We start from the raw sequence: 24,612 nt of genomic DNA, 5'->3' as shown, positions 1-24,612 counted from the left end.
CCTCACTCCTCCCCTCTTCCGGTAGCTCTGGCCAGATAGTCAGCATATTGTATCCGGTATACATCCTGGTATGGACCTGGAACTTCAATTAGCTCCTGATGAGTACCACGCTGCTGAACATGACCTTCGTTCATGACAATGATCTGATCCGCATGTCGCAAGGAGGATATCCGATGGGCAATTATAAGTGTTGTACGCCCATTCATGACCTCCTGGAATCCCGCTTGAATCTCATGTTCCGTTTCCATATCCACCGCACTGGTCGCATCGTCGAGGATGAGGATACGCGGATTCTTAAGCAGGGCTCTTGCGATCGCAATCCGCTGCTTTTGTCCGCCAGAGAGACCCATCCCGCGTTCACCCACTACAGTGTCATAGCCGTCTGCCATCTCCATAATGAAATCATGCGCCTTTGCCAGCTGTGCAGCACGGATAATCTCCTCCATGCTTACATTTTTCAAGCCATATGAAATATTGTTGCGGATGGATGAGGAGAACAGGAATGTTTCCTGGAATACGGTGGCAATCTGTGACCGCAGGCTGCGCACACTGTACTCTCTAATATCAATGCCATCCAGCGTAATACTCCCTTCATTGACATCATAAGCACGCATCATCAGTTGAGTAATAGTGGATTTACCTGAACCTGTGCCTCCAAGAAATCCGATAATCTCACCTGATTTAGCTTCAAAATGGATGTCAGTAACAGCAGGCATTTTGTTCCCGTACGCAAAGGTGACATGATTAAAGGCAACGTCCCCCTTAACCTCGGAAGGTACCAGTTCACGGGCATCTTCTTTATCCTTAACATCAATTTTTTGATTAAGTACTTCAAGTACACGTTCTCCCGAAGCTTTGGACTGTGTATAGTTATTAATATGAAAGCCTAGACCCCATACTGGTCCAATGATGTACCAAATCAAACTGAAGAAGGCAACCAATTCACCTAGTGACATTTTCCCGTTAATGACGAGTGTACCACCTACGCCTAACAGAATAGCTATACTGACCGATGCTAAAAGCTCCATGACCGGAAAAAACTTACTCCAGAGCTCAGCGGCAAAAATCTGATTATTCTTATAACGTTCATTACGGTGTGAGAATTTTTCAACTTCGTGAGCCTCTCTAGCAAACGATTTGACAGTTCGCACACCCGTGATATTCTCCTGTACAGCCGTTGTCAGAGAACTCAGCGCAAGGCGCATCTCTTGGAAGGCCGGATGAATCTTGGACTCAAATCTTAAAGCTACTGCTGCCAGAAATGGCATAGTAATCAAAGTAACCAAAGTTAGCTGCCAATTAATGGTGAACATCATGATAGAACCAAAGAGCACCATAAAAAACACATTTAGCAACTGAGCAAAACCAAAACCGATAAAGTTCCGAATCGCTTCCAAATCCCCGGTCAGCCGGGACATCAGATCTCCTGTTTTCGCGGTATCATAATAACGGAAAGATAGAAATTGTAATTTCTCATAACAAGCGTTACGTAGCCGATATGCTAGAAAATTACCTAACCGCCCTCCAAAAAAACCATGTGCAAATTGCAGGCATGCTTTTACGATAACTACAGCTAACACACTGAGAGCCAACACCGGCACCTCTTTAAACTTGAGTGGAACAATTACTTCATCGATCAGCTTCCTTAACAAATTGGGGGTAATTAGCCCCACTGCAGTTGCGGCGGCCAAGCATACAATCGAAAGAATCAAATAATGTAGCTTCTCTCGGTAATAGCCTCGCAGTTGCCTGAGAACATCCATATCTCTCCTCCTTAAAGCTTTACGAAGTAAAGCTGCTTCGTAAGCATAGACTTAGCTTTACAAAATAAAGCTATTTTTTAGCGCTTTCAATTTTAGTGACTTTAAGCAGTGTATCATCCCTAATTTAAAGCGGCAAAGGGTAGAATTGAGCGTTTATCCTGTTATTTCGGAAAAAAGACCCATATATAGGTGATAAACGACCATCATTGTCTTAAAATACTCGAGTTTCCTCCTTAATGCTGTTGAATTAAGAAACATCATGATCCTTGATGTGATCGCCCCCTCCAAAATAAACTTTTATCAAGCTTTTTTGCATAAAATTTGGATTTAACCCTCTAGAATGAAAACCCCATCTCAATTTCCAATAAAAAATACGTATTCGAGTGACTTGAGCATAAAAGCATCAAGATCACTGCGAATACGTATTTTGTATTACTTATTAGAATGAAGCCGGAACCTTGAAGATCAAGGTTAACCGATACTTCCTTCCATTTCGAATTTTATCAAACGGTTCATTTCGACCGCATATTCCATCGGCAGTTCTTTGGTGAACGGTTCGATGAAGCCCATAACGATCATTTGAGTTGCCTCAGCTTCTGTTAGACCACGGCTCATTAGATAGAACAGCTGCTCCTCAGAAACTTTGGATACCGTTGCTTCGTGCTCAAGCACGATGTTATCGTTCATGATTTCATTGTAAGGAATCGTATCCGAAGTGGATTCGTTATCCAAAATGAGTGTATCACATTTGATGTTCGATTTCGCACCTTCTGCCTGACGGCCAAAGGAAGCAAGACCACGATAAGTTACTTTACCGCCGTGCTTACTGATCGATTTCGATACAATAGTGGATGTTGTGTCTGGAGCCAAATGGATCATCTTGGCACCCGCATCCTGATGCTGGCCTTTACCCGCTACCGCGATGGACAGTACTGAACCTTTAGCTCCACGGCCTTTAAGAACAACGGCAGGGTATTTCATAGTCAGCTTGGAACCGATGTTGCCATCGACCCATTCCATCGTAGCATTCTCTTCTGCAACCGCACGTTTAGTAACGAGGTTGTAGATGTTTGGAGCCCAGTTCTGAATCGTAGTATAACGAACGCGTGAGTTCTTCATACACAAGATTTCAACAACCGCACTGTGCAGAGAATTCGTGCTGTAGATTGGCGCTGTACAGCCTTCTACATAATGCACGAAGCTATCTTCGTCAGCGAGGATCAAGGTACGCTCAAATTGTCCCATGTTCTCGGAGTTAATACGGAAGTAAGCCTGCAAAGGAACTTCACATTTCACACCTTTAGGAACGTAGATGAAGCTTCCGCCTGACCAAACTGCACTGTTAAGTGCTGCAAATTTATTATCGGTTGGAGGGATGATCGTCCCGAAGAACTTCTTAAGAAGTTCTGGATGTTCACGCAGTGCAGTATCGGTATCTGTAAAAATAACCCCTTGATCTTCAAGGCTCTTCTGCATGCTGTGGTATACAACCTCAGATTCATATTGTGCCGATACGCCGGCGAGGAACTTCTGTTCCGCTTCAGGAATACCCAGCTTATCAAAGGTTTCCTTGATTTCGGAAGGAACTTCTTCCCAAGTCTTCCCTTGTTTCTCGGAAGGTCTTACATAATATTGAATATCCTCAAAATCTAAATCATCCATATTGCCGCCCCATGTAGGCATCGGCATTTTACGGAACTGTTCAAGGGATTTTAAGCGGAAATCAAGCATCCACTGTGGTTCATTTTTGATTGCTGAAATTTCTTTAACAATTTCGGCCGTCAAACCTTTACCAGACTGGAATATCGACTTATGCTCATCACGGAACCCGTATTGGTACTCTTCCATATCAGGCGCTTTCTTAGCCATGGTGTCAGCCTCCTTGTTCTACTGTTATTTATGTTGCTCTTCTTCGTCAATTCCTTTACGAAGCGCGTTCCAAGCCAGTGTTGCACATTTGATCCGCGCAGGGAATTTATTCACACCCGATAGGGCTTCAATGTCTTCATAATCTCCAAAATCCACATCTTCACCCTTCATCAGTAAGGAGAAGTTATCGGCTAGTTCGAGTGCTCGTTCAACCGTTTGTCCTTTGATCGCCTCAGTCATCATCGAAGCCGATGACATACTGATCGAGCAACCTTCACCGTTATAACGGGCATCCTTGACGATTCCATCCTCTACCTTAAGCTGAAGTGTAATACGGTCACCACAAGTTGGGTTATTCAGTTCAATTTTCAGAGCATCATCTTCAAATGAACCACGATTCCTAGGACTTTTATAATGATCCATAATAACGCGTCTGTACAAGTCATCCAAGTTCATAGCCGAAGTACTCCTTTGTCTTGATTAAAGCGTCCACCAGTCGATCTACATCCTGCTCGGTGTTATACAGGTAAAAGCTCGCACGTGCTGTTGAGCTGGCTTCCAGCCAGCGCATCAGCGGCTGACAGCAGTGATGACCAGCACGGATAGCAATTCCCTCCGCATCTAGTACTGTAGCGACATCATGCGGGTGAACGTCACCCAGATTAAAAGTCACAACGCCAACTTCACGATTGCGCGGACCATAAATGGTCAAGCCATCAATTTCAGATAAACGCTGTTCTGCGTATGCGGCAAGCTGCTTCTCATGGCTGTGAATCTCATCCATGCCGATTTCTTGTAAGAAATCTACGGCTGCACCTAATCCAACAGCTCCTGCAATGATCGGTGTACCGCCCTCAAACTTCCAAGGAAGTTCTTTCCATGTCGATTCATAGAGACCCACATCATCAATCATTTCGCCACCGAACTCAATAGGTTCCATGGCTTCAAGGAGTGCTCTTTTGCCGTACAAAGCCCCAATTCCAGTAGGTGCTAGCATTTTATGTCCGGAAAGTGCATAGAAATCACAATCCAGATCCTGCATATCGACCTTCATATGAGGTGTGCTCTGTGCGCCGTCTACGACAATTACCGCACCGTTTCGATGAGCAATCGCCGCAAGCTCTTTAATCGGATGAGTTACTCCCATAACATTAGACACATAAGCGATAGCAACGATCTTGGTTTTATCCGTAATCGTCTTCTCAGCATCTTCAAGCGTAATCGTTCCGTCAGGTTGCAACGGTATATATTTTAAAGTAGCACCTGTCTTCTTAGCTAGCTGCTGCCAGGGGATCAAATTACTATGATGCTCCATCAGGGTGATAACAATTTCATCGCCTTCACCCACTGCAGATGGCCCGTAAGAAGAGGCAACAAGATTTAGGGCAGTGGTTGTGCCGCGCGTAAAGATGATTTCTTTAGTGCTGCGGGCGTTAATAAACTTAGCTAGCTTCTCCCGGGCTCCCTCGTAGGCATCTGTTGCACGGCTGCCTAGAGTATGGACGCCACGGTGTACGTTGGCGTTATCCCACTCATAATACGACTTGACCGCCTCAATCACTTGACGAGGCTTCTGTGAAGTAGCAGCACTGTCAAGATAGACCAGTGGATGGCCGTTCACATTCTGGTTCAGTATGGGAAATTGCTCCCGGATGGCGTTGCTAATCATTGACCTAACTTCCTTTCCACAAGAGATTGGAGCTGATTGCGCAGTCCCTCTAGTGGAATTTGCGACACAACAGGAGCCAAGAAGCCATAGATGATCAGAGTTTCTGCATCATGCCGTGTAATTCCGCGGGACATCAGGTAAAAGACTTGCTCGTGATTGACCTGTCCTACGGAAGCGGCATGGCCTGCTGTAACATCATCTTCATCAATCAGCAGGATCGGATTGGCGTCACCACGGGCTTTTGGACTCAGCATCAATACTTTCTCCGTTTGCTGACCGTCGGCTCTTGTAGCACCTTTCTCGATCTTAGTAATTCCGTTGATGATAGAAGTAGCATTATCACGCATAACCGCACGAGTGATCATGTCACTTGGGGTATTTTTGCCGAAATGCTGAGCTTGAGTAGTGTAATTCAGTTTCTGTGATCCCGTACCTACAGCAATTACTTTAGCATCCGAGCTAGAGCCATTACCTTTGAGCACAGACTTGGTATCACTTGCTGTATCACCATAGTTCATCTCTCCAACAATCCATTCGATCGTTCCGTCATTCTCAACAACAGCGCGGCGGTAAGTCACATCTGTTGTATCCACGCCCAGCTGATGCACTGTAGCATAACGGACTTTAGCACCTGCACCCACGAATACTTCTACAGCACCATTGTGCAAGCCAGCTTCCTCTTTATCCGACACGTAGTTGTCTACGTATGTCAGGGAGCTGTTAGTATCCGCTACAATCAGAATGTGAGGAACAAATGAAGCTTCCGCATCATCTGTTAACAGCACCGCCTGAAGTGGAGTTTCAACCACTACATTCTTAGGAACATAGAGGAATACTCCCCCGTTCCATAGTGCTGCATGAAGTGCAGCGATAGAATGCTCGTCAGGCTGAATCGCCTTATGAAGGTAACGTTGTACCAAATCTCCGTGCTCTTTAACAGCCGTTTGCAGATCGGTAAAAATAACACCTTGTGCTGCAAGTTCAGGAGCTAGTCGTGTATATACTGCACCAGAGTTACGTTGAATAATCAGACTGCCTTCTTCCTGATCCTTGATCAAGGAGGAAATGGAAGCAGGTGCATCCTTCAGTGAAGCAATGGTTTCGCTTGCTTTGTAGCTACCATAATTATTCACATTCCAACGATCAATCCGTGTCTTCTCTAATTTAGGCAGTGTCAGAGTAGCTGCCAGTTCAAGTGCTTTCAAGCGGCTTTCTTTCAGCCAACCCGGTTCGCCGCTACTATGCGATAATTCGCTCAAGCGCTCGGCATCCACCGGAAGAATGGTCTGTGTCGTCATAAGTGTTCTCCTCCTTCCTGGCGTTTCTTACGCGTCTTGCCCTACTGTTTCGTCTTCAATTCCAAGTTCTTCTTTAATCCATTCGTAGCCTTCTGCTTCCAGACGTTGTGCAAGCTCAGGACCACCGGATTTTACAATTCTGCCTTGCATCATAACATGTACAAAATCAGGCTTGATGTAGTTCAAGAGACGTTGATAGTGGGTAATAACCAGGAAACCGCGATCTTCACTCCGCATGGAGTTTACGCCTTCGGCAACAATTTTCAAAGCATCAATATCAAGACCAGAGTCAATTTCGTCAAGAATCACGATTTTTGGATCTAGCATCATCATTTGTAGAATTTCGTTACGTTTCTTCTCACCACCGGAGAAGCCTTCGTTCAGGTAACGGTGTAGGAACTCAGGATTCATGTCCAGTTCTTTCATCTTCGCTTCCATAAGACGGATAAAACGAATCAAAGAAATTTCGCTTCCCTCTTCACGACGGGCATTAATGGCTGAGCGCAAGAAATCGGAGTTTGTTACTCCGGAAATTTCACTTGGGTACTGCATAGCAAGGAAAAGACCTGCACGTGCGCGTTCATCAACCGCCATCTCCAGGAGATCTTCACCTTCAAGTGTTGCTGTTCCTTCAGTTACTTCATATTTAGGGTGACCCATAAGAGCTGACGCCAAGGTACTTTTACCTGTACCGTTTGGTCCCATGATGGCGTGAATTTCGCCACCTTTCATTTGAAGGTTAATCCCCTTCAAAATCTCTTTTCCCTCAATCGTCGCTTTAAGTCCCTCAATGACAAAATCTGCTGCCATAATATTATTCCCTCCATTGATCGATTTGCGAAATCAAAAGTTGTATTGAAACAGGATGATCCTGATTCCCAGCACAATTAGATTCTATATCACATTATAATTATTATAAATTGAATCACAATGATTATCAATGATTCTCAACAATTTTATAACAAACCCTGTCTTTTTACAAATATCTCTTTTTATTTATCCTTTAATGCACCGCATGTTTCGCTATTTTCCGTAACCACCTAACGCAAAAAATAAGACCTCCCGCAGGAAGCCTTATTTCATATACTTTATCGTTTAGCTAAGGTAGGAACGCAGCATCCATTGATGTTTCTCAAGATCACCACGAATTTTAATAAACATGTCAGAGGTAGGCTGGTCCTTAATTTCCTCAGCAAGCTCAATGCCTTCTGTCAACTCTTCAGAAATAGTAGCAAAGTCTTCAATCAGAGACTGGACCATACCACGAGTATCCTCTTTACCAGTAGCTTCTTGAATCGTTGCCAATTCCAGATATTCTTTCATCGTTGCAGCGGGACTTCCTTTGATGCTTAGCAGACGCTCTGCAACTTCATCCATTTGCAGCGTCACTTCATTATATAGATCCTCAAATTTCACGTGAAGAGAGAAGAATTGTTCTCCTTTTACGTACCAATGAAAATTATGGATTTTAACGTACAATACATTCAAGTTAGCAACCTGACGATTCAAAATTTGTTCCAGTGAAGTTGTATTTACTTTATTAGATGCTTTAGCCATGAGATGATCCCATCCTTATCCTTTATATTTACCGGGCTACTTAATCCTTCATCCGGCAGCAACTTGTCTATTCTTAATTTACCCCTTAGCATGTAAGACGAAACAAGAAGAACCCTTCCATAAAATCTCTGTTTAAATTATTTACACTAAAGACGCTCTCTATAATGTTCAAATTCTGATTCTTGCAAAAAAACACAAGAGGCCATTGGCCTCTTGTGTTTTGGATTTTGTAAGATTGTTCAGTCAGACCATGAGAAGTAATGCATCCGCACCCGTCATGCCGGGTACGATACCTAGACGCTCCGCTTCTATGGTTACAGACTCCAATGGGGCAGCTAACAGCTGTGACAGCGTACGTACACCAACCGCCCGGGCTGCGATAATATGCCGATCACTGAGCTTCTCATTGAGCAAACCAACATCCAGCGCACCACACATAATATACCCTCGGCTTGTGCTGATTGAGAGCAGCGTTGTTTTCGGAAGCTTAACTTCTACCCCGATCAGCGTATGTTCACCTACGGTAATGGGCTCCATAGTAACCAATAGCAGCACCTCCTTTATTCACCAACCACGATGTATATGTATGCTTCACCCCCTGCTGATGTGCAGTTGGTAGTCCTAGGCTTTTCGTAAAAAACACAGTACCTTGGTCCCATTTTCTCTAGTGTCAGGTATATGATTATTACTTGTTTAATGTTATAGTTTATTTACATTCTTATAATTGTAAAGAAATGTTCAAACGAAAAGCTGGGGGATCTATGGACGAGAAACTACAACACACAGACGGCAACTATTTATTTAATGTCGACATCCTGATTAATGCCCGTACCAACCCGCTTGCATTGCAATATCTGCTTGAAATGTTGAACAATAATGACAAAATCACAGATTTCAACATTAACTCCGGTCTTGAATTGGGGAGAACCATTGACAGCTTGCTTCGTTCTGCCAAACTAGCCTTGAATCAAAGCTCTGCTCCTCCAACTTCATTTAAGCTGCCACCAAAGACCACTAAAAAGCAGCTCGATAAACCGATTGATAAACAGGCAATATTGCCTGCACAACAGTCAGCTATTGAGACGCCAGCTGATGCATACGGGAAAATTCGACAGTATATTCAGAACAACCAATTAGTACGTTTACGAGCGAATCGGTACGGAAAACAAGTGTCCATGCCCTGTCGTATTTTAAATTTTGATGAAGCAGCCAACTCTATTAGTGTCTATCACGTGGATGAGAAACAGGTATACAGCTTTAATTTAAATGAGATCGACGAATTTCTGTAAACGTATACGTTACAGATAAATAAGCATCCGCCCCTTTATGGAACGGATGCTTATTTATCAACTTCTGTAACTTGATTGCTTAGGATGTCTCTTTGCTGCGTGAGAATGCTTCCACAGCCAGACATAACCAGCCTGCTATGAAGCATACACCACCAATAGGTGTTATCGCTCCAAGCACCTTAATCCCGGAAATGCTCAGTACATATAAGCTACCAGAGAACAAAATCGTCCCTGCTATTAATAGCCTTCCTGCCCAGCGTAACCGGGTACTTTCTCCCCATTGACCTACAGCCAGTGCTATCAGAATTACACCCAGCGCATGTACCAAATGATACTGTACACCCGTCTCATATACCTTCATATATTCTTCGCTAATAACAGGTTTTAATAAATGAGCGCCAAAAGCGCCTACTCCTACTGCCAGCATTGCTAGCACAGCCCCCCAGGCCATAAGTTTCCGTTGCATGCGATTACAACTCCTTAATATTAGACTTCTTCTATCATAAACGATTACCGATTGCTTTTTCCAGCAGCCATTTACGAATTAGCCACAATCAGGGGTTGCTTTTTTAGCATCAATATGAAAAAGTGGATATTAACAACATTTCATTCTTATCTCTCAAGGAGTGCAACCTATGGACCTTAATTCTCTCTCAAAATCTGACGCGCCTACAGCAGAGGTAGGAAATACCCAACCTGATCTGAGTCAGCCAAGTGCTGGTTCGTCGTATTCGTACCAGAAAGTAGATCATGACCTTCAACACTCTGGACCTGGTATTGCTTCTTTCATCATCAGCCTCGTGACCATAATGGGTTATGCAGCTCTCTTCGTTTTCATTATTATGAAGGCTTCTTCAATGGTTAACGAGAACTCGAATCTATTAGCCGAATCATCGCAGTCCATCATGCTTCTTGGAATGACTGTTATTATTCTTTCAGCTCTTAATGTAATTGGTGTTGTTATCGGCATTATTGGGCTTTCCATCCGGAAGAGACGTAAGGTTTTCGGCGTTATAGGCACTATCATCAACGGTGTGATTATCCTACTCTTTATGCTGCTTATTACTATTTTCTTAGTCAATGCCGGGACGCTATAACGTTCATTTCTAATTCCAAGACAAAAGGGCTGTTCCTGAAATCAATCAGGAGCAGCCCTTTTGTTATTCATAAATGATAGCGTTTCTTTATTTTGCAAGTGACAGCTTCGAAAGTACACGCTGTTTAACTGTAGCATCGCCTTCCACTGCTTTTTCAACATATTCAAAAGCTACAGGATCATCCGTATTTAACTTCTCAATAACGCTCTCCATACCAGCTGTGATCTCAAAAGCCGTAGGACCTTCTTTGGTCTCAATCTCAACAGAATGACTATCTATTTGGCCGACGTAAACGCCTGTTCCTTTAAGAATTTTAGCTTCTGGATTTGCAGTAGGTTTGGGTGCGGGAGTACTTGGATTCTCTGTTGGTGCAGTGGTACTTGTACCTTCTGTAGGTACGGGTGTGCTTGTGGTCTCCTCTGTTGGCACTGGAGAAGCTGTTGCACTTGGTTCTGCAGATGGCTGTGCTGAATTATTAGTAGCACCGCAAGCGGTTAGGGCTAGCGTTAATGCTGCGATTGCAGCTATAGCGGGTAAGGAACGTTGTTTTTTCATGTTGACTGCCTCCTCTATGTTTAGCGGTTGTTTGCAAAGTCATTTTCTATAAGCCTACTCCTATAAACGTATCAACTCTGCTAAGGTTTCATAATACGTTATTTTTAGTAACTTCCAATCTTTAATAGGCATCCGCCGGATGCAGGCTTAAGCGAGATTAATACAATAGTGTTGAGCCTGATTTATCCCTAAGGAGTGGTCCCCTTGAGAATCGATATCGGCTGCGGATCCAGTAAAGAAGCAGGTTATCTCGGGATCGATCGTATCGCGGGTCCCAACGTAGATATTGTCTGTGACATTAGCCAAGGCATCCCTTTGCCGGACAATACCGCCGAGTTTGTAATGGCTAGTCGTGTATTACCTTATATCGACGATTTATCCGCGGTTATGTCGGAAATTCACAGAATTAGCACCCACAAAGCCATTGTTTGTATACTGGCCCCGTATGCCCACAGTTTTGTTCATATGTCCAATCCTTCCTTTAAGCAGAAGTTTGATGAATATACTCCGAGGTATTTCACAGGATCCTTTTTCCAGCCCCCGTCCGGTCCAGTATGCCCATCGATTCCTGACTATCCCATCCCGGTGCCGCCGTTCGATTATCGATTGCTGCGGATGGAGCTTTTCTATCAATACCCTTATGAAGATCCTCTTTATGAAACAGAAGAATTAGAAATACTAAAGACGCTTCAAGCCAATGTTGTGCATGAAATCATGTACCACTTCACCGTAATCAAAGAAGATATTTCTATTCATGAGCTGGAATTGATGAGTAGAGGGCATTACGCTGAACCGCGTGTTCTTATGAAACGCAGGCTAAAATCACACGATAGACAAAATTTCCTATAATTTATTGATGGGACATACAATAATACCCGAATTACATCATAGGCTAACATACAGGTATTAACTATGCCGTCCTGATTATGGGACGGTTCACTTTTTTAAAAGCAAATTAACCTCGAAGGAGGTGAGAATTATTCCACTAGTCGTACGGGCAACGATCAATGCGACCGGTGCTATCACATTTACGGGCAACACACTTGGACTTAGTCGCTCCGATACGGTCGGAGTGCCAGGGACACTAGACAGCATCGGCGGTTTCACCACTGTTAACACTACATCTATTTTTGGCACCTATCCTAATGGAACAACAAGTCTTTATACGAGCAACAGTTCATCCGCTATACTGGTCCTGCCATCAGGCAGCACTGTGCTATACGCAGAGCTGATATGGGGCGGTACTTATATTAACGGAACTGTGAATCTCAGTGCGGCCATAAACAACCCAGTCTCTTTAATTACGCCTACCGGAAGTACGTTCAGCATAACTCCCGATGCAGCTACTAGTAATACTGTTGATTTGGGAGGTGGTGCTTCCGCATATGTCCGTTCTGCCAATGTCACCAGCATTATTTCACAAGGCGGCGCTGGGACCTACACCACTGGCGGTGTAGTTGGCACGATCGTTATTCCTAGTGATTCCACAGCTAATCATGCGGGCTGGACACTTGGTGTAATCTATCAAAATACATCCTTGCCCTTCCGTAATATGTCCTTACGGGCAGGCGCAATACTTGTACAGGCAACTTCTGCACCAGTCTCTACTACAATAACAGGCTTTGCAACTCCAATTACAGGTGCACTTGGAGGCAGGGCACTATTTAGCGCACAGGAGGGTGATGCGAATCGTTCGGGAGACCAGGCATTGTTCGGGCCTACATCAGCTACGCTTGTAGCTTTATCAGGACCCAATAACTTTGCCAACAACTTCTTCGCTTCACAGATTAACAACGATCTAGGTGTACTGGATACCACTGGAACATTCGGAAATCGCAATCAAACAAACGGAAATCCAGGCACCAACATTATCGGTGGCCGACAAGGCTGGGACATTACTAATGTTGACGTGTCAGCCAGACTTGTAAATAATCAGTCTTCAGCGATTTTACAATTAACTACCTCTGGTGACGCTTATGTGCTTAATGGAAATGCCATACAAGTAGATATAAATGCACCCAAAATAAACCTTACTAAAAGTGCCAATGTGTCCGGGCCAATAGTCGGGGATACGGTAACTTACACTGTAATTATCAATAATACTGGTACAGCGAGTGCAGCTAGCGTCGTTTTATCAGATACGCTGCCAGCAGGATCAACCTTTGTTACCGGAAGCGTTGTAGTGGCCGGCGTCGCAAGACCAACCTTTGATATTACAGCAGGAATCTCTCTAGGTTCATTAGCTTTGGGTACTTCAATAACGGTTACATATCAAGCCAAAGTTACTTCATTACCACCAAGTCCGCAAAATATCGCGAATACCGCAAATGCTGCCTTTACGTTTCAAAGTGTAGCAGGAGGCCCTATCATGACCGGGGTCATTCCATCCAACACTGTAACTTTACCCGTATATTCACCCGTTCTTAACATTGTAAAATCAGCCAACACTGCAAATGCGACCGTCGGAAATCAAATCACATATACGCTTCAAATCACCAACACCGGAAACATCGGTGCGCTAACGACACTTACGGATAACATTCCTGCAGGGAGCTCTTATGTTGCAGGAAGTTTCACCGTCAATGGAACACCATTCGCTGGAAATCCTGCTACAGGTATTGCTATTGGAACGATAGCTGCTGGAGGTAGTTCTACCGTTCAATTCCGTGTATTAGTGAACAGTCTTCCGTCCCCTCCACAACTGGTCGATCAAGCAAGCGCCGCTTATACCTTTCAGGTTCCAGATGGACGAATTATTGCTGGATCAGCCTCGTCCAATACATTGTCTATTCCCGTTAGACTCCCAAATGTTGCCGTCGTTAAAAGTGTAGGTTTTGCCGATGTCGCCGTCGGCGATACACTCCTATATACTTCTGTAATCACCAACAACGGAATCGAAGCAGTTACTAACGTCACCCTTACAGACACCATTCCCGCAGGGACTTCGCTGGTTACGGGAAGTGTTACCGTTGCGGGGACGTCACAACCCTCTGCAAATCCAGGAACAGGGATTACTGTGGGTTCAATCGCTGCGGGAAGTTCAGTTGCCGTCACCTTTCAAGTCAGTGTTACCTCTTTACCTAGTCCAGCACAGCTATTAAACAAGTCTACGGCATCCTACAGTTCAGGGGTCTTTACTGGCATTTCGCTTTCCAACACGACTACGACCCCGGTATACCAACCCATCATTCAAATTGTCAAAAGCTCTAACACCGCTAGTGCAACCGTAGGCGGTAATATTCTTTATACATTAAATGTTCAGAACTCTGGAAACATTGGGGCAACCGTAACCTTAACCGACAATATTCCCTCAGGCGCATCCTTTGTATCGGGTAGCGTAACCGTCAATGGAGTCACACGACCCACAGACTCTCCACTTACGGGTATTAATCTAGGTACAGTAGCCATAGGAACGGTTGTGCCCGTAACATTTCTTGTCTCTGTGCAATCTTTGCCTTCACCACCTGTTCTGAACAATCAAGGCAGCAGCAGCTACACCTACCAACTACCAAGCGGTAGATCCTTATCCGGAACTAGCCAATCAAACACCGTTAGCATCCCAGTCTCCGCTCCAAATATTACGCTAACCAAATCCGCAAGCCTTGCTGATGTCACAGTCGGCGAGAATCTGACTTACACAGTCCAAGTGTCCAACACAAGCAGCGTAGCTGTGAATAACGTTGTCGTCTCTGACCCCATTCCTACGGGAGGCACTTTTGTAGCAGGCAGCGTTATTGTTGGCGGCTCATCGGTACCAGCCGCAAATCCAGGTACAGGAATATCTATCGGTAGTATTGCGGCTGGCAGCTCTATTACAGTCTCTTTTAGAGTGAATGTTTCTTCTTTACCAAATCCATCACAATTTACAAACAGAGCTAGTGCGTCTTTCTCATCCGGTGCCTTCACTGGTTCTTCACTTTCGAACACGGTAGTAACCCCTGTGTATCAACCTATTATTAGTATGGTCAAAAGCGCGAATACCGCTCAGGCATCCGTAGGAGGATCTTTGTCTTTCTCGATTCTCATCAGCAATACCGGGAATATTGCAACCACTCTACTATTAACTGATAATCTTCCACCCCAAGCTTTATTTAACGCGAACAGCGTAATCATCGGGGGAACACCTTTACCCGGATATAATCCAGTAACCGGAATCCCTGTAGGCCCATTGGCACCAGGTGACAGCGTATCTGTGAGCTTTCTGGTCACGATAACAACGTTACCTCCTTCACAGATGTTACTGAACTCCGCTTCGGCAACATATAGCTTCACCCTCCCGGACGGGCGTCAACTCGGAGGAAATGTAGTATCAAATACGCTCTCTGTCCCTGTATCCGCACCTAATGTCAGTGTCGTAAAAAGTGTGAATGCAGCTACTGCCGTTACGGGCGATATCCTTACATTCACCTCAGTATTGACGAACAACAGCATAGCTACTGTAAGCAACATCATTCTCAGCGATCCTCTGCCTGAGAATGTAGCTTTTATTCCCGGAACCGTAATTGTAGGCGGCATTACTCAGCCGCTAGCAGTTCCGTCCGCCGGCATTCCAATCGGTAGTCTAGGTCCAGGCGCCACAGCTACCGTAACATTCGAGGTGAGGATAACGATGCCGATACCATCACAAATTAATAATCAGTCATCCGTCAGTTTTACATCCGGTGTATTCTCCGGTTCTTCTTCATCCAACATTACTAGCACACCAGTCATTCAGCCACAGATCTCCTTATTAAAAAGTGCTGTCGATGGAGATGGTGACGCCGATGCTCTTGTTGTAGGTGATACCGTCATCTACACAGTGGTTGTAAGTAATGCAGGTAATCTTGCTGCAAATGTAACCTTAACCGACAACATTCCTACTGGAACTGTCTTCAATCCTAACAGTGTTATTGTAGGAGGCATGCCGCAACCAGGTGCAGCACCCAATACCGGCATAGCTGTAGGAAATGTCGCGCCGGGAACCAGTGTCCCTGTTAGCTTCTCTGTTAATATCGTTTCCTTGCCATCACCACAACAAATCAGCAATCAGGCTTCTGCAAGCTTCACCTTTACTCCGCCTGACGGTAGACCCTTAAGCGGAACTGCTGTATCTAATACCGTCACACTACAGGTCTCAGCTCCTAATATCGTGGTAGTCAAAAGCTCCACCTCAACTTCCGTAGCGATCGGAGATACGGTCACTTATAACGTAAATATTTCAAATAACGGTATAGAAGCTGTCAATAGCATAATCCTTAATGATCCAACACCAGCAGGTGCTGCTTTTGTAACGGGTAGCGTATCCGTGAACGGAGTACCTTTCCCAAACCTGAATCCTTCTTCGGGGATATCAATTGGTACCTTAGCGCCTGGAGCTTCAGCTCTGGTTGCTTACAGTGTTACCGTGACATCTGTTCCTCCTACTGCTACACTTATCAATAAGGCATCCGTAACCTTTACATCAGGTGTTTTTTCCGGTTCGACTTTCTCCAATACCGTTATCATCCCTGTTTACCAGCCGAACATCTCGGTCGTCAAAACAGCAAGTACGAATAACGCTACAACAGGTGACGCTGTCAGCTATACCCTGACCGTGAGTAACACAGGAAACTATCCGGCAAGCTTAATCATTACGGACAATATTCCTGCGGGTACCACCTTCGTTCCGAATAGTGTGCTCATTAATGGACTGCCCTTAGCGCAAGCAGATCCATCTACGGGGATTCCAGCTGGAGTTATTGCACCCGGTGCTACTACTGCAGTAATATTCACTGTTGATATCACCTCACTGCCCAATCCTCAGCAGTTGGTCAATCAGGGTACCGTAGCGTATAGCTTCACTTTGCCTGACGGCCGCACACTTGGCGGTTCCGTCCTATCCAATACAATTACTATCCCTGTCTCTTCACCAAATCTGGCTGTAGTAAAATCTACGCCTACCACATCAACTACAGTTGGAGACACGATCACCTATTCAGTTACAATTACCAATAACGGAATCGAAACGGTAAATAACGCAGTCTTCACAGACGCACTTCCTGCGGGTACCACATTTGTATCTGGCAGTGTATTAGTAGATGGTGTGCCTCGTCCAGGGGGTAGCCCTTCCACCGGGGTAACCTTGGGCAGTATTGCACCAGGTGTAACTGTAACTGTGGCATTCACAGTGAATACAGTCTCATTGCCACCTTCAGGCCTCCTAAATAACCAGTCAACGGTGAGCTTCACCTCTGGAGTTCTCTCGAATGTTGCCTTCTCTAATATTGTATCAACGCCTATTTACTTACCGATTCTAGCCGCAGCAAAAAGCTCGAATTCAATTCAAGCGACCGTCGGAGATACGATTACCTACACGATTAATGTAACCAATTCAGGGAATTACGGGGCTTTGGCTACTCTGAGTGATACTATCCCATCTGGAACAACATTTGTGCCAAACAGTGTGCTCATTCAAGGTGCCCCAGCTCCGGGAGCAGATCCAGCGGCTGGCATTCCACTCGGTGTTATATCCGCAGGTGCAACACTATCTGTTATGTTCTCAGTACTCATTTCAACACTGCCAGCAAGCCAGCAACTAATTAACCAAGCATCGGTAGCATTTGCTTACACCTTGCCTGATGGGCGGACGTTTAACAGTTCGATCAATTCCAATTCGACAACGATTTCGGTATCCTCACCGAATGTGATCGTAACTAAGTCATCACCAGCAACAGATGCCGTTGTTGGCGATACAATTACCTACAACCTTACAGTTACCAATAGCGGAATCGCCAATATCAGCAACGTAAACATCAGTGATCCAATACCAGCAGGTTCTTCGTTTGTTGCTGGCAGTGTGATCGTTGATGGCACTCCACGTCCTAATGCCAATCCAGCGAATGGCATCTCGCTCGGCACAATTGCACCGGGCGTTTCGGTCAATATTTCGTTCAACACTATCGTCAATGTACTGCCTAATCCTGCCACGCTCACCGATCAAGCTTCCGTCAGCTTCACATCTGGAGCATTCTCGGGATCCTCATTCTCTAATACACTTGTTATTCCGGTGTATCAGCCTATCATCGTTGTAGTCAAAAGCGCAGACAGAACCGCCGCAACTGTCGGAGATACGATTACTTACTTCCTGAATGTTACGAATACCGGTAATCTCATAGCAAATGTAGTCGTAACCGACACAATTCCTAGCGGAGCCATCTTTGTTCCAAACAGCGTGCTCGTAAATGGAGTGCCACAACCGGGCTCTGATCCGTCCGCTGGATTAAATATTGGAGCAGTTGCTCCGGGAAGCACGATAACAGTGACCATAACCCTGCAAGTTACTGTAGCCTCCCTCCCTTCACCGCAGCAGTTAGTCAATCAAGCTTCGGCAACTTTCTCATTCACACCACCAGATGGTCGTCTGCTCACCGGAACTTCACTTTCAAACGTCCTAATCATCCCTGTCTCTTCTCCGGATGTGAGTGTCGTTAAGAGCACTACCTCTATAGATGCAGTTGTCGGCGATATCATCACCTATACCATTGTTGTTACCAACTTGGGGATTTCAGCAGTCAATAACGTTATCATGGTTGACCCTATCCCAGCAGGCAGTCAGTTTGTAACAGGCAGCATCACTGTAGACGGAACCCCACGACCTAATGGCAGCCCGGCTTCCGGCATTGCCATCGGAACGATTGCTGCTGGCGCTTCCTCAACCATCACCTTCCAGGTTCAGGTAGTAGCGTTATGATTCCCGGCTCACGTACCCAACCTGTCGTAACCAATCAATCTATGGTACTCTTCAACTCGGCAGCGGGTGTTGACGGCATTGTCTATTCCAATACCGTTAACACCCCGGTCGTGGGCCCCGTGCTTTCATTGCTGAAGAGTACAGACAAACTCCATGCCTCTTTAGGTGACACTCTGGTGTATACCATTAAAGCTTCTAATAATGGAAACACAGATGCTTTGCTAACGGTGTATGACATTCTTCCAGAGGGTGTATCCTTTATTTCCAACAGCGTGCTTAGAGACGGTGTGCCTCTCCCAGGGGCTACACCGTCTTCGGGCATACCGCTAGGTTCTATTGCTCCGCAGAGTCAAGTAACCATCGCCTTTCAAGTGGTTATCATTTCACTTCCCTCTTCACTAGTGCTGCAAAATAAAGCACTGGGCCGTTTTTCTTTTGCCACACCCGAGGGAAGAATCGTTAACGGAGATTTATATTCTAATTCCGTACTAGTTTCTTTACGCTCCTACCAGCTCTCTACCTTGTTGTCTGCAAGCACTCCGACCTCTTTTATAGGTGATGTAATTACCTATACATTACGGCTTACGAACGAAGGTAACAGCCTATTAAACCAAATCATCGCAACGATTTCTATTCCTAACGGATCTGTGTTCATTCCAGGGAGTGTCATTGCAGGTGGCGTCTATTATCCAGAATCAGAGCCTACGCAAGGAATATTAATTGGTCAACTTGATAAAGACCTAAGCATTGATATTACCTTTCGCGTTCGAGTTACAGAGATCCCCTCATCCTTGGACCTGACTAACCGTGCAGCTGTCACTTATACCGTCGACGACGATCCCAATACAACCGAGAGTAACACCGTCGTTATCTCACTTGTTTTGGCAGGCGTCACCATCAGCAAGAGAGTAGATCATGTTACAGCAGCTCCAGGTGACAACCTAAGATATGAACTTACGGTAACCAACAGCGGGAACTTGGCCGTAAATGCGGTTCTGACCGATGCTATCCCTTCGGGCACTCTTTTCGTATGGGATAGTGTTCTCTTAAACGGAGTGATGCAAAAAGGCGCCCGTCCTGCTGATGGCATTCAGCTAGGCACATTAAGAGGCGGAACTTCAGCGGTCGTGGTCTTTCAAGTGAGCATTCCTGCAGCCATAAACATTCATGCCCACGCAGCTGTCCAAAATCATGGCAGTGTTCAGTATACTTTTGTGCTCCCGGACGGACGGACGGTAAGACAAACCTCTCGTTCCAATATCGTTACTACCTTAATAGTCCTGCCTATCATTTCTCTCGAAACTCATGCAAAGCCTACCCTTGTAGAAGAAGGAGAACATGTCCAATGCTGGATCTCCCTAACGAATAGTGGGAATTGGCCAGCAGAAGTATCCCTTGATCGGCTCACACCGGAGGAATGTCTTATTGATCCTAGCAGCATTGTGATTGATGGGATTCCAAATCCACAATCTTCATTTAACGGTATCTTGTCGCTAGGGACAGTCAAAGCTGCTGCCACTGTAAACATCCATTATTTTGTCAGGGTTAGTGAACATGTACTGGGTCGTTTTCTTAAAGGCTTAGTAACCGCTCCATACTTCTTCAATCTGGATGGACGTGAATACACTGGCGAGAGCCAGTCGAACAGTTATATATTGACCGTGGAAGAGATCAGTGAATAAGAAATCACATATCCCCCATCCCCATGAATATACTTTAGTTACAACCCCAAAACATAAATATTTATATCCCATGGGAGGTGGTCATCCTGTCGCAATCATCTGGTCCCTTTTCCTTTGTAGTCTCAAAAGAAGACTGGTCCCTTCATCGCAAAGGCCATCAGGATCAGGAACGTCATCAGCAAAAGGTCAGAGAAGCTATCAAGGATAATTTGCCGGATCTCGTGACCGAAGAAAATATTATTTTGTCAGGCGGTAAGCAGATTGTAAAGGTTCCGATTCGCAGTCTGGATGAATATCGAATTATCTATAACTTTCGTAAGCAAAAGCATGTAGGACAGGGCGACGGGGAAAGTCAGGTCGGTGATGTACTTGGGCGGGATTCACAGTCGGCACAGCCCGGCAAAGGGGAAAAAGCAGGCGATCAACCCGGTCAGGACACCGTGGAAGCAGAGGTCAATCTGGAGGATCTGGAGGACATCTTGTTTCAGGATATGGAGTTGCCACATCTGAAGCCCAAGAATAAGGAAGAGATCGAGGTTAAATCCATCATCTTCAACGATATTCGTAAAAAAGGCATGATGTCCAACATCGATAAGAAACGTACCCTGCTGGAGAACCTTCGGCGTAATGCAAGCAGAGGTAATCCCGGCATTCACAGTATAAGTCCTGATGATCTGCGCTACAAAACATGGGATGACATTCGAACGCCTCACTCCAATGCGGTCATTATTGCGATGATGGATACGTCAGGTTCGATGGGATCTTTTGAAAAATACTGCGCCCGCAGCTTCTTCTTCTGGATGACCCGCTTTCTACGCCGCCAGTATGAGAAGGTGGAGATTGTCTTTCTCGCCCACCATACGGAGGCTAAAGAGGTCAGCGAGCATGATTTCTTCACTCGCGGAGAGAGTGGAGGAACCATCTGTTCCTCAGCCTATCAAAAAGCGATTGAGATTATCGACAGCCGATACCCGCCAGCGCAGTACAACATTTATCCGTTTCACTTCTCTGATGGCGATAACCTCACCTCCGACAACGAACGCTGTGTAAAGCTAATTGGAGAACTGTTAAAACGAAGCAATATGTTTGGTTACGGGGAAGTGAATCAGTACAACCGCAGCAGCACACTAATGTCCGCTTATCGTCATCTGAAGCACGAGCAATTCATGCATTATGTGATTAAAGACAAAAAAGAAGTGTACCAGGCGCTAAAGACCTTCTTCAGTCAAAAGGGCACTGTTAATTCATAATTCCTACGTTTGATTATAGCCCACAGCTAGACTACCTTTTTTATTGTCCTACCCATATAAAAAAACCTCCATTCCAGAGCTTGGTAGGGGAGGTTTTTTTATTGAAATCTATTCAACTGTCCTAAACCGTTCCACAATACTTTAATTACCTCTTAGAAAATAGATGGCAAGAGTCATATTCCAAGTGAGCTTTAAACTCTACTGCCTATTGTACCTTCTCTCTATCCTTGCCTTTATCAGATTCACCCGCATTTCTATTCGCTGCTTCCCGGTCCTCCATCATCTCGTCCACCGTCTTTACCTTCAGGCGGGCTGCGCCTTCATTGTTGGCATTCGTTGGAATAAGATCTCCTGAAGCTAAGCGTTCCTTCGCTTTTGCAATGGCCTCGCTATATTGTGGCAGCCACTGCGCCCCAGCTACGAGCATCTCATCGACCATCTGCCAGATTTCTTTCGGGTTACATACGGCGCCTACCAACGGATCCATCATAAATGCTTGACGTAGCAGCTTGTCATCGCCGTGCACAGCAGCTTCGACGGCTAAACGTTGCACCGAGATACTAACGTTGCACACTGCGGCTGCTCCTAAAGGCAATTCACCCACAAGCGGCATCGATATACCGTTCCGATCCACATACCCTGGTGCTTCGATGATCGCATCATCTGGCAAATTAGAGATCACGCCATTGTTCACAGTGTTAAAGTGACCTCTATACACTCTGCCCGTTTCCAAGCCTTCAATAATAAACGAACCATGTTCTTCTCCGCGATTCTCCACTGTATACTCCAATGCCGAGTCCTTCATCCAATTTGGAAAATCCGTTTCGAACCAATTCCGCCCTTCGGTGCAGACACGTAGATATCCACCAGTCTCACCGTTAATCCAGCTTCCCAGGTCGATCCAATCCATAATTTCATCGCTGCGTTTACGATACCATGGCACATATTCACTTAGGTGACCATTGGATTCTGTACTGTAATATCCAAAGCGTCGCAGCATGTCGATCCGAACTTTTTCTGTGCGGCTGAATTCTGGATGACTCTCAAAAGCTTCTAAAAGACCTTCGGTCAAATCTTTGCCCTTATGACTCGCCGAAATATACCAAGTCTGGTGATTGATACCCGCACAAATAATATCGACTTCCGACTTCTTCAGCCCATACACATCTGCAATTTGTCCATGCCCATGCTGCACCCCATGACACAGACCAATCGTCCGTACACCACCGTATTTGTTGCATGCCCAAGTCAGCATAGCCATAGGGTTCGAATAGTTAAGTAGGAGTACATCCGGCGCAGCCATTTCCCTAATATCACGGCAAATATTCAGCATTTCCGCAATCCCGCGCTGACCATACATGATGCCTCCTGCACAAAGGGTATCCCCTACGCACTGATCGACTCCGTATTTCAATGGAATATCCACATCCGTAGCAAATGCTTCCAGTCCACCCATACGAATAGTACAAAATACATACTTCGCATCCTTCAAGGCTTCTCTTCGATCCGTCGTTGCCTGGATTTGAATATTTAATCCATTCTCTTTAATATCACGTTGGCACAGCTCGGTAACCATCTCCAAGTTGTGGCTATTAATATCCATAAATGAGACTTCAATATTATTAAATTCCGGCACGGTTAGTAAGTCCCGCAACAATCCACGGGTAAATCCAATGCTGCCTGCCCCTATAAAAGACACTTTAAATGACATCCTTATCATCCTCCGGTAATGAATTGATTGTTCCTGTCCATTGTAGCAAGGGCGCTAGGGAAAGCGTAACCAATATCATGACCTCTTTTGAAGGAAGGTGTCAAAAATCCTAACTTATCTATTGAACATCCATCTCTTCATAACTCCAAGAATGACGCTCAATGGAATTACGATATTCTACGGGCGTGTTGTCAGTATATTTTTTGAAGAGGAGATGAAAATATTGTCTGCTACTAACCCCTACATAATCGGCAATTTCAGCAATCGGAATATCACTCTGCCCCAGCAGCATCTTCGCTTTCTCCATTCGCAGCATATTCAAATAATCACTGAGTGTCCTACCTGTCTGTGACTTAAAAATACGGTGCAGATATCCGGGATGCAAATTGACCGCGGCAGCGATATCCTTAACCTGAATACTCTGGTCGTAATTCTGATGCAGGAATTCGATACTGCGCCGCACATAGAGCTGTGACGGCTGTTGACTGGCATGAAGCTGATCCTGGCGCAAGCTAGATAATCGAAGCAGAAGCTCGCAGAACAATAAGTCGACCATACTTCCGCCTTTCCCGCCACTTTGATCAAGCTCTAGTACAAGTCCTTTTAGAACATGATAAATTTCCTCCGGATCAGGCATGACTAGACTGGAAAAGGGAACCTGTAACCATTCAGCAAGCGCCGCTTCTTTCCGAGCGAGCTTGCCGATAGATGGAGCAACCCCTGTATAGTCCATAAATCCAAACTCCACATTCAGCATTCGGCAGGGCGTCCCATCCTCGACAATCAGTCTGTGCGGTACATTTGCATCGAGGATGATCAGTTCTCCCCGCTTTAACCTAAATCTCTCTTCTTCACCTGTTTTTGAACGGACATCCACAACACAGCTTCCTGAGATCAAATACATGATTTCGGTTGAATTATGCTGATGGTAAGACATACTGTAGTTGTTCCACTGTTTATAATAGTAAGCAAAAAAATGAGGACTATAATCTCTTTCAATTAATGCCTGCTGAAAAAGACTCCCACTAAGATTTAGAGGAAAATTCGTCAATCGATCACTCCTTTCTTCTATTAAAATGTTAACCCAAGTGTATCTCTCAAACTACTTCTAAGACAAGAAGAGCTACTTGAAGTCATTAAATTAGAAAAAAACGAGCAAAACTC

Annotated in this window: 18 protein-coding genes; 6 read left to right on the top strand and 12 right to left on the bottom strand. The window is 45.1% G+C overall.

Features of this window, described 5'->3' with window-relative positions:
• Positions 1-2: 2 nt before the first annotated feature.
• The 8 genes from NSS87_RS09025 to NSS87_RS08990 all read right to left on the bottom strand — a co-directional run bounded on the left by NSS87_RS09025 (position 3) and on the right by NSS87_RS08990 (position 8,702).
• Positions 3-1,763 (bottom strand): ABC transporter ATP-binding protein, encoded by a 1,761-nt coding sequence (locus NSS87_RS09025; protein WP_042186359.1) that lies wholly within the window; start codon positions 1,761-1,763, stop codon positions 3-5.
• A 471-nt stretch (positions 1,764-2,234) separates the two neighbouring features.
• Positions 2,235-3,632 (bottom strand): Fe-S cluster assembly protein SufB, encoded by a 1,398-nt coding sequence (gene sufB / locus NSS87_RS09020; protein ID WP_042186357.1) that lies wholly within the window; start codon positions 3,630-3,632, stop codon positions 2,235-2,237.
• Positions 3,633-3,656: 24 nt separating this feature from the next.
• On the bottom strand, positions 3,657-4,088 hold the full coding sequence (sufU, locus tag NSS87_RS09015) for a Fe-S cluster assembly sulfur transfer protein SufU (protein ID WP_036684339.1): 432 nt from the start codon (positions 4,086-4,088) through the stop codon (positions 3,657-3,659).
• On the bottom strand, positions 4,075-5,301 hold the full coding sequence (locus tag NSS87_RS09010) for a cysteine desulfurase (protein ID WP_042186355.1): 1,227 nt from the start codon (positions 5,299-5,301) through the stop codon (positions 4,075-4,077). The genes sufU and NSS87_RS09010 overlap by 14 nt, the downstream gene beginning before the upstream one ends.
• The gene (gene sufD, locus NSS87_RS09005) at positions 5,298-6,599 is read right to left on the bottom strand and encodes a Fe-S cluster assembly protein SufD (protein ID WP_042186353.1); all 1,302 of its coding nucleotides are present in this window, start codon (positions 6,597-6,599) and stop codon (positions 5,298-5,300) included. Before sufD ends, NSS87_RS09010 begins: the two co-directional genes overlap by 4 nt.
• Before the next feature lie 27 nt (positions 6,600-6,626).
• Positions 6,627-7,409: a Fe-S cluster assembly ATPase SufC gene (gene sufC / locus NSS87_RS09000; RefSeq protein ID WP_042186351.1), complete on the bottom strand. Its 783-nt coding sequence runs from the start codon at positions 7,407-7,409 to the stop codon at positions 6,627-6,629.
• 285 nt (positions 7,410-7,694) lie between these two features.
• Positions 7,695-8,156: a DNA starvation/stationary phase protection protein gene (locus NSS87_RS08995; protein WP_042125852.1), complete on the bottom strand. Its 462-nt coding sequence runs from the start codon at positions 8,154-8,156 to the stop codon at positions 7,695-7,697.
• A gap of 243 nt (positions 8,157-8,399) precedes the next feature.
• A complete protein-coding gene (locus NSS87_RS08990) occupies positions 8,400-8,702 on the bottom strand; it encodes a DUF1805 domain-containing protein (RefSeq protein WP_042186349.1) in 303 nt (100 codons plus the stop codon).
• 215 nt (positions 8,703-8,917) lie between these two features.
• Here NSS87_RS08990 and NSS87_RS08985 point away from each other — a divergent pair, with 215 nt between their 5' ends.
• Positions 8,918-9,445 (top strand): hypothetical protein, encoded by a 528-nt coding sequence (locus tag NSS87_RS08985; RefSeq protein WP_042186347.1) that lies wholly within the window; start codon positions 8,918-8,920, stop codon positions 9,443-9,445.
• 79 nt (positions 9,446-9,524) lie between these two features.
• On the opposite strand, the gene NSS87_RS08980 is transcribed toward NSS87_RS08985, so the two are convergent.
• A complete protein-coding gene (locus NSS87_RS08980; protein ID WP_042186345.1) occupies positions 9,525-9,911 on the bottom strand; it encodes a DUF423 domain-containing protein in 387 nt (128 codons plus the stop codon).
• Between the two features lie 169 nt (positions 9,912-10,080).
• Here NSS87_RS08980 and NSS87_RS08975 point away from each other — a divergent pair, with 169 nt between their 5' ends.
• Complete coding sequence (locus tag NSS87_RS08975; protein ID WP_052404212.1) at positions 10,081-10,542, top strand: hypothetical protein; 462 nt, start codon at positions 10,081-10,083, stop codon at positions 10,540-10,542.
• Positions 10,543-10,629: 87 nt separating this feature from the next.
• On the opposite strand, the gene NSS87_RS08970 is transcribed toward NSS87_RS08975, so the two are convergent.
• Positions 10,630-11,097 (bottom strand): hypothetical protein, encoded by a 468-nt coding sequence (locus NSS87_RS08970; protein WP_076284187.1) that lies wholly within the window; start codon positions 11,095-11,097, stop codon positions 10,630-10,632.
• A gap of 204 nt (positions 11,098-11,301) precedes the next feature.
• Between NSS87_RS08970 and NSS87_RS08965 the strand changes: the two genes are divergently transcribed.
• From NSS87_RS08965 to yhbH, 4 genes are all read left to right on the top strand, one after another.
• A complete protein-coding gene (locus tag NSS87_RS08965) occupies positions 11,302-11,946 on the top strand; it encodes a methyltransferase domain-containing protein (RefSeq protein ID WP_042186343.1) in 645 nt (214 codons plus the stop codon).
• A gap of 121 nt (positions 11,947-12,067) precedes the next feature.
• The gene (locus tag NSS87_RS08960) at positions 12,068-18,805 is read left to right on the top strand and encodes a hypothetical protein (protein ID WP_339246397.1); all 6,738 of its coding nucleotides are present in this window, start codon (positions 12,068-12,070) and stop codon (positions 18,803-18,805) included.
• On the top strand, positions 18,802-20,487 hold the full coding sequence (locus NSS87_RS08955) for a hypothetical protein (RefSeq protein WP_339246394.1): 1,686 nt from the start codon (positions 18,802-18,804) through the stop codon (positions 20,485-20,487). Before NSS87_RS08960 ends, NSS87_RS08955 begins: the two co-directional genes overlap by 4 nt.
• 86 nt (positions 20,488-20,573) lie before the next feature.
• Positions 20,574-21,737 carry a sporulation protein YhbH gene (gene yhbH, locus NSS87_RS08950; protein ID WP_042193520.1) on the top strand — a complete coding sequence of 388 codons (1,164 nt, stop codon included), beginning with the start codon at positions 20,574-20,576 and terminating at the stop codon, positions 21,735-21,737.
• A gap of 205 nt (positions 21,738-21,942) precedes the next feature.
• On the opposite strand, the gene NSS87_RS08945 is transcribed toward yhbH, so the two are convergent.
• Positions 21,943-23,448: an alpha-glucosidase/alpha-galactosidase gene (locus NSS87_RS08945; RefSeq protein WP_042186339.1), complete on the bottom strand. Its 1,506-nt coding sequence runs from the start codon at positions 23,446-23,448 to the stop codon at positions 21,943-21,945.
• A 118-nt stretch (positions 23,449-23,566) separates the two neighbouring features.
• Positions 23,567-24,499, bottom strand: a complete 933-nt coding sequence (locus NSS87_RS08940) for an AraC family transcriptional regulator (protein WP_042186337.1) — start codon at positions 24,497-24,499, stop codon at positions 23,567-23,569.
• Positions 24,500-24,612 lie beyond the last annotated feature (113 nt).

Source organism: Paenibacillus sp. FSL F4-0243 (assembly GCF_037963295.1).
Lineage (GTDB): Bacteria > Bacillota > Bacilli > Paenibacillales > Paenibacillaceae > Paenibacillus_AQ.
The sequence above is the reverse complement of the archived record's forward strand: the minus strand, read 5'-3'. Positions and strand labels throughout refer to the sequence as shown.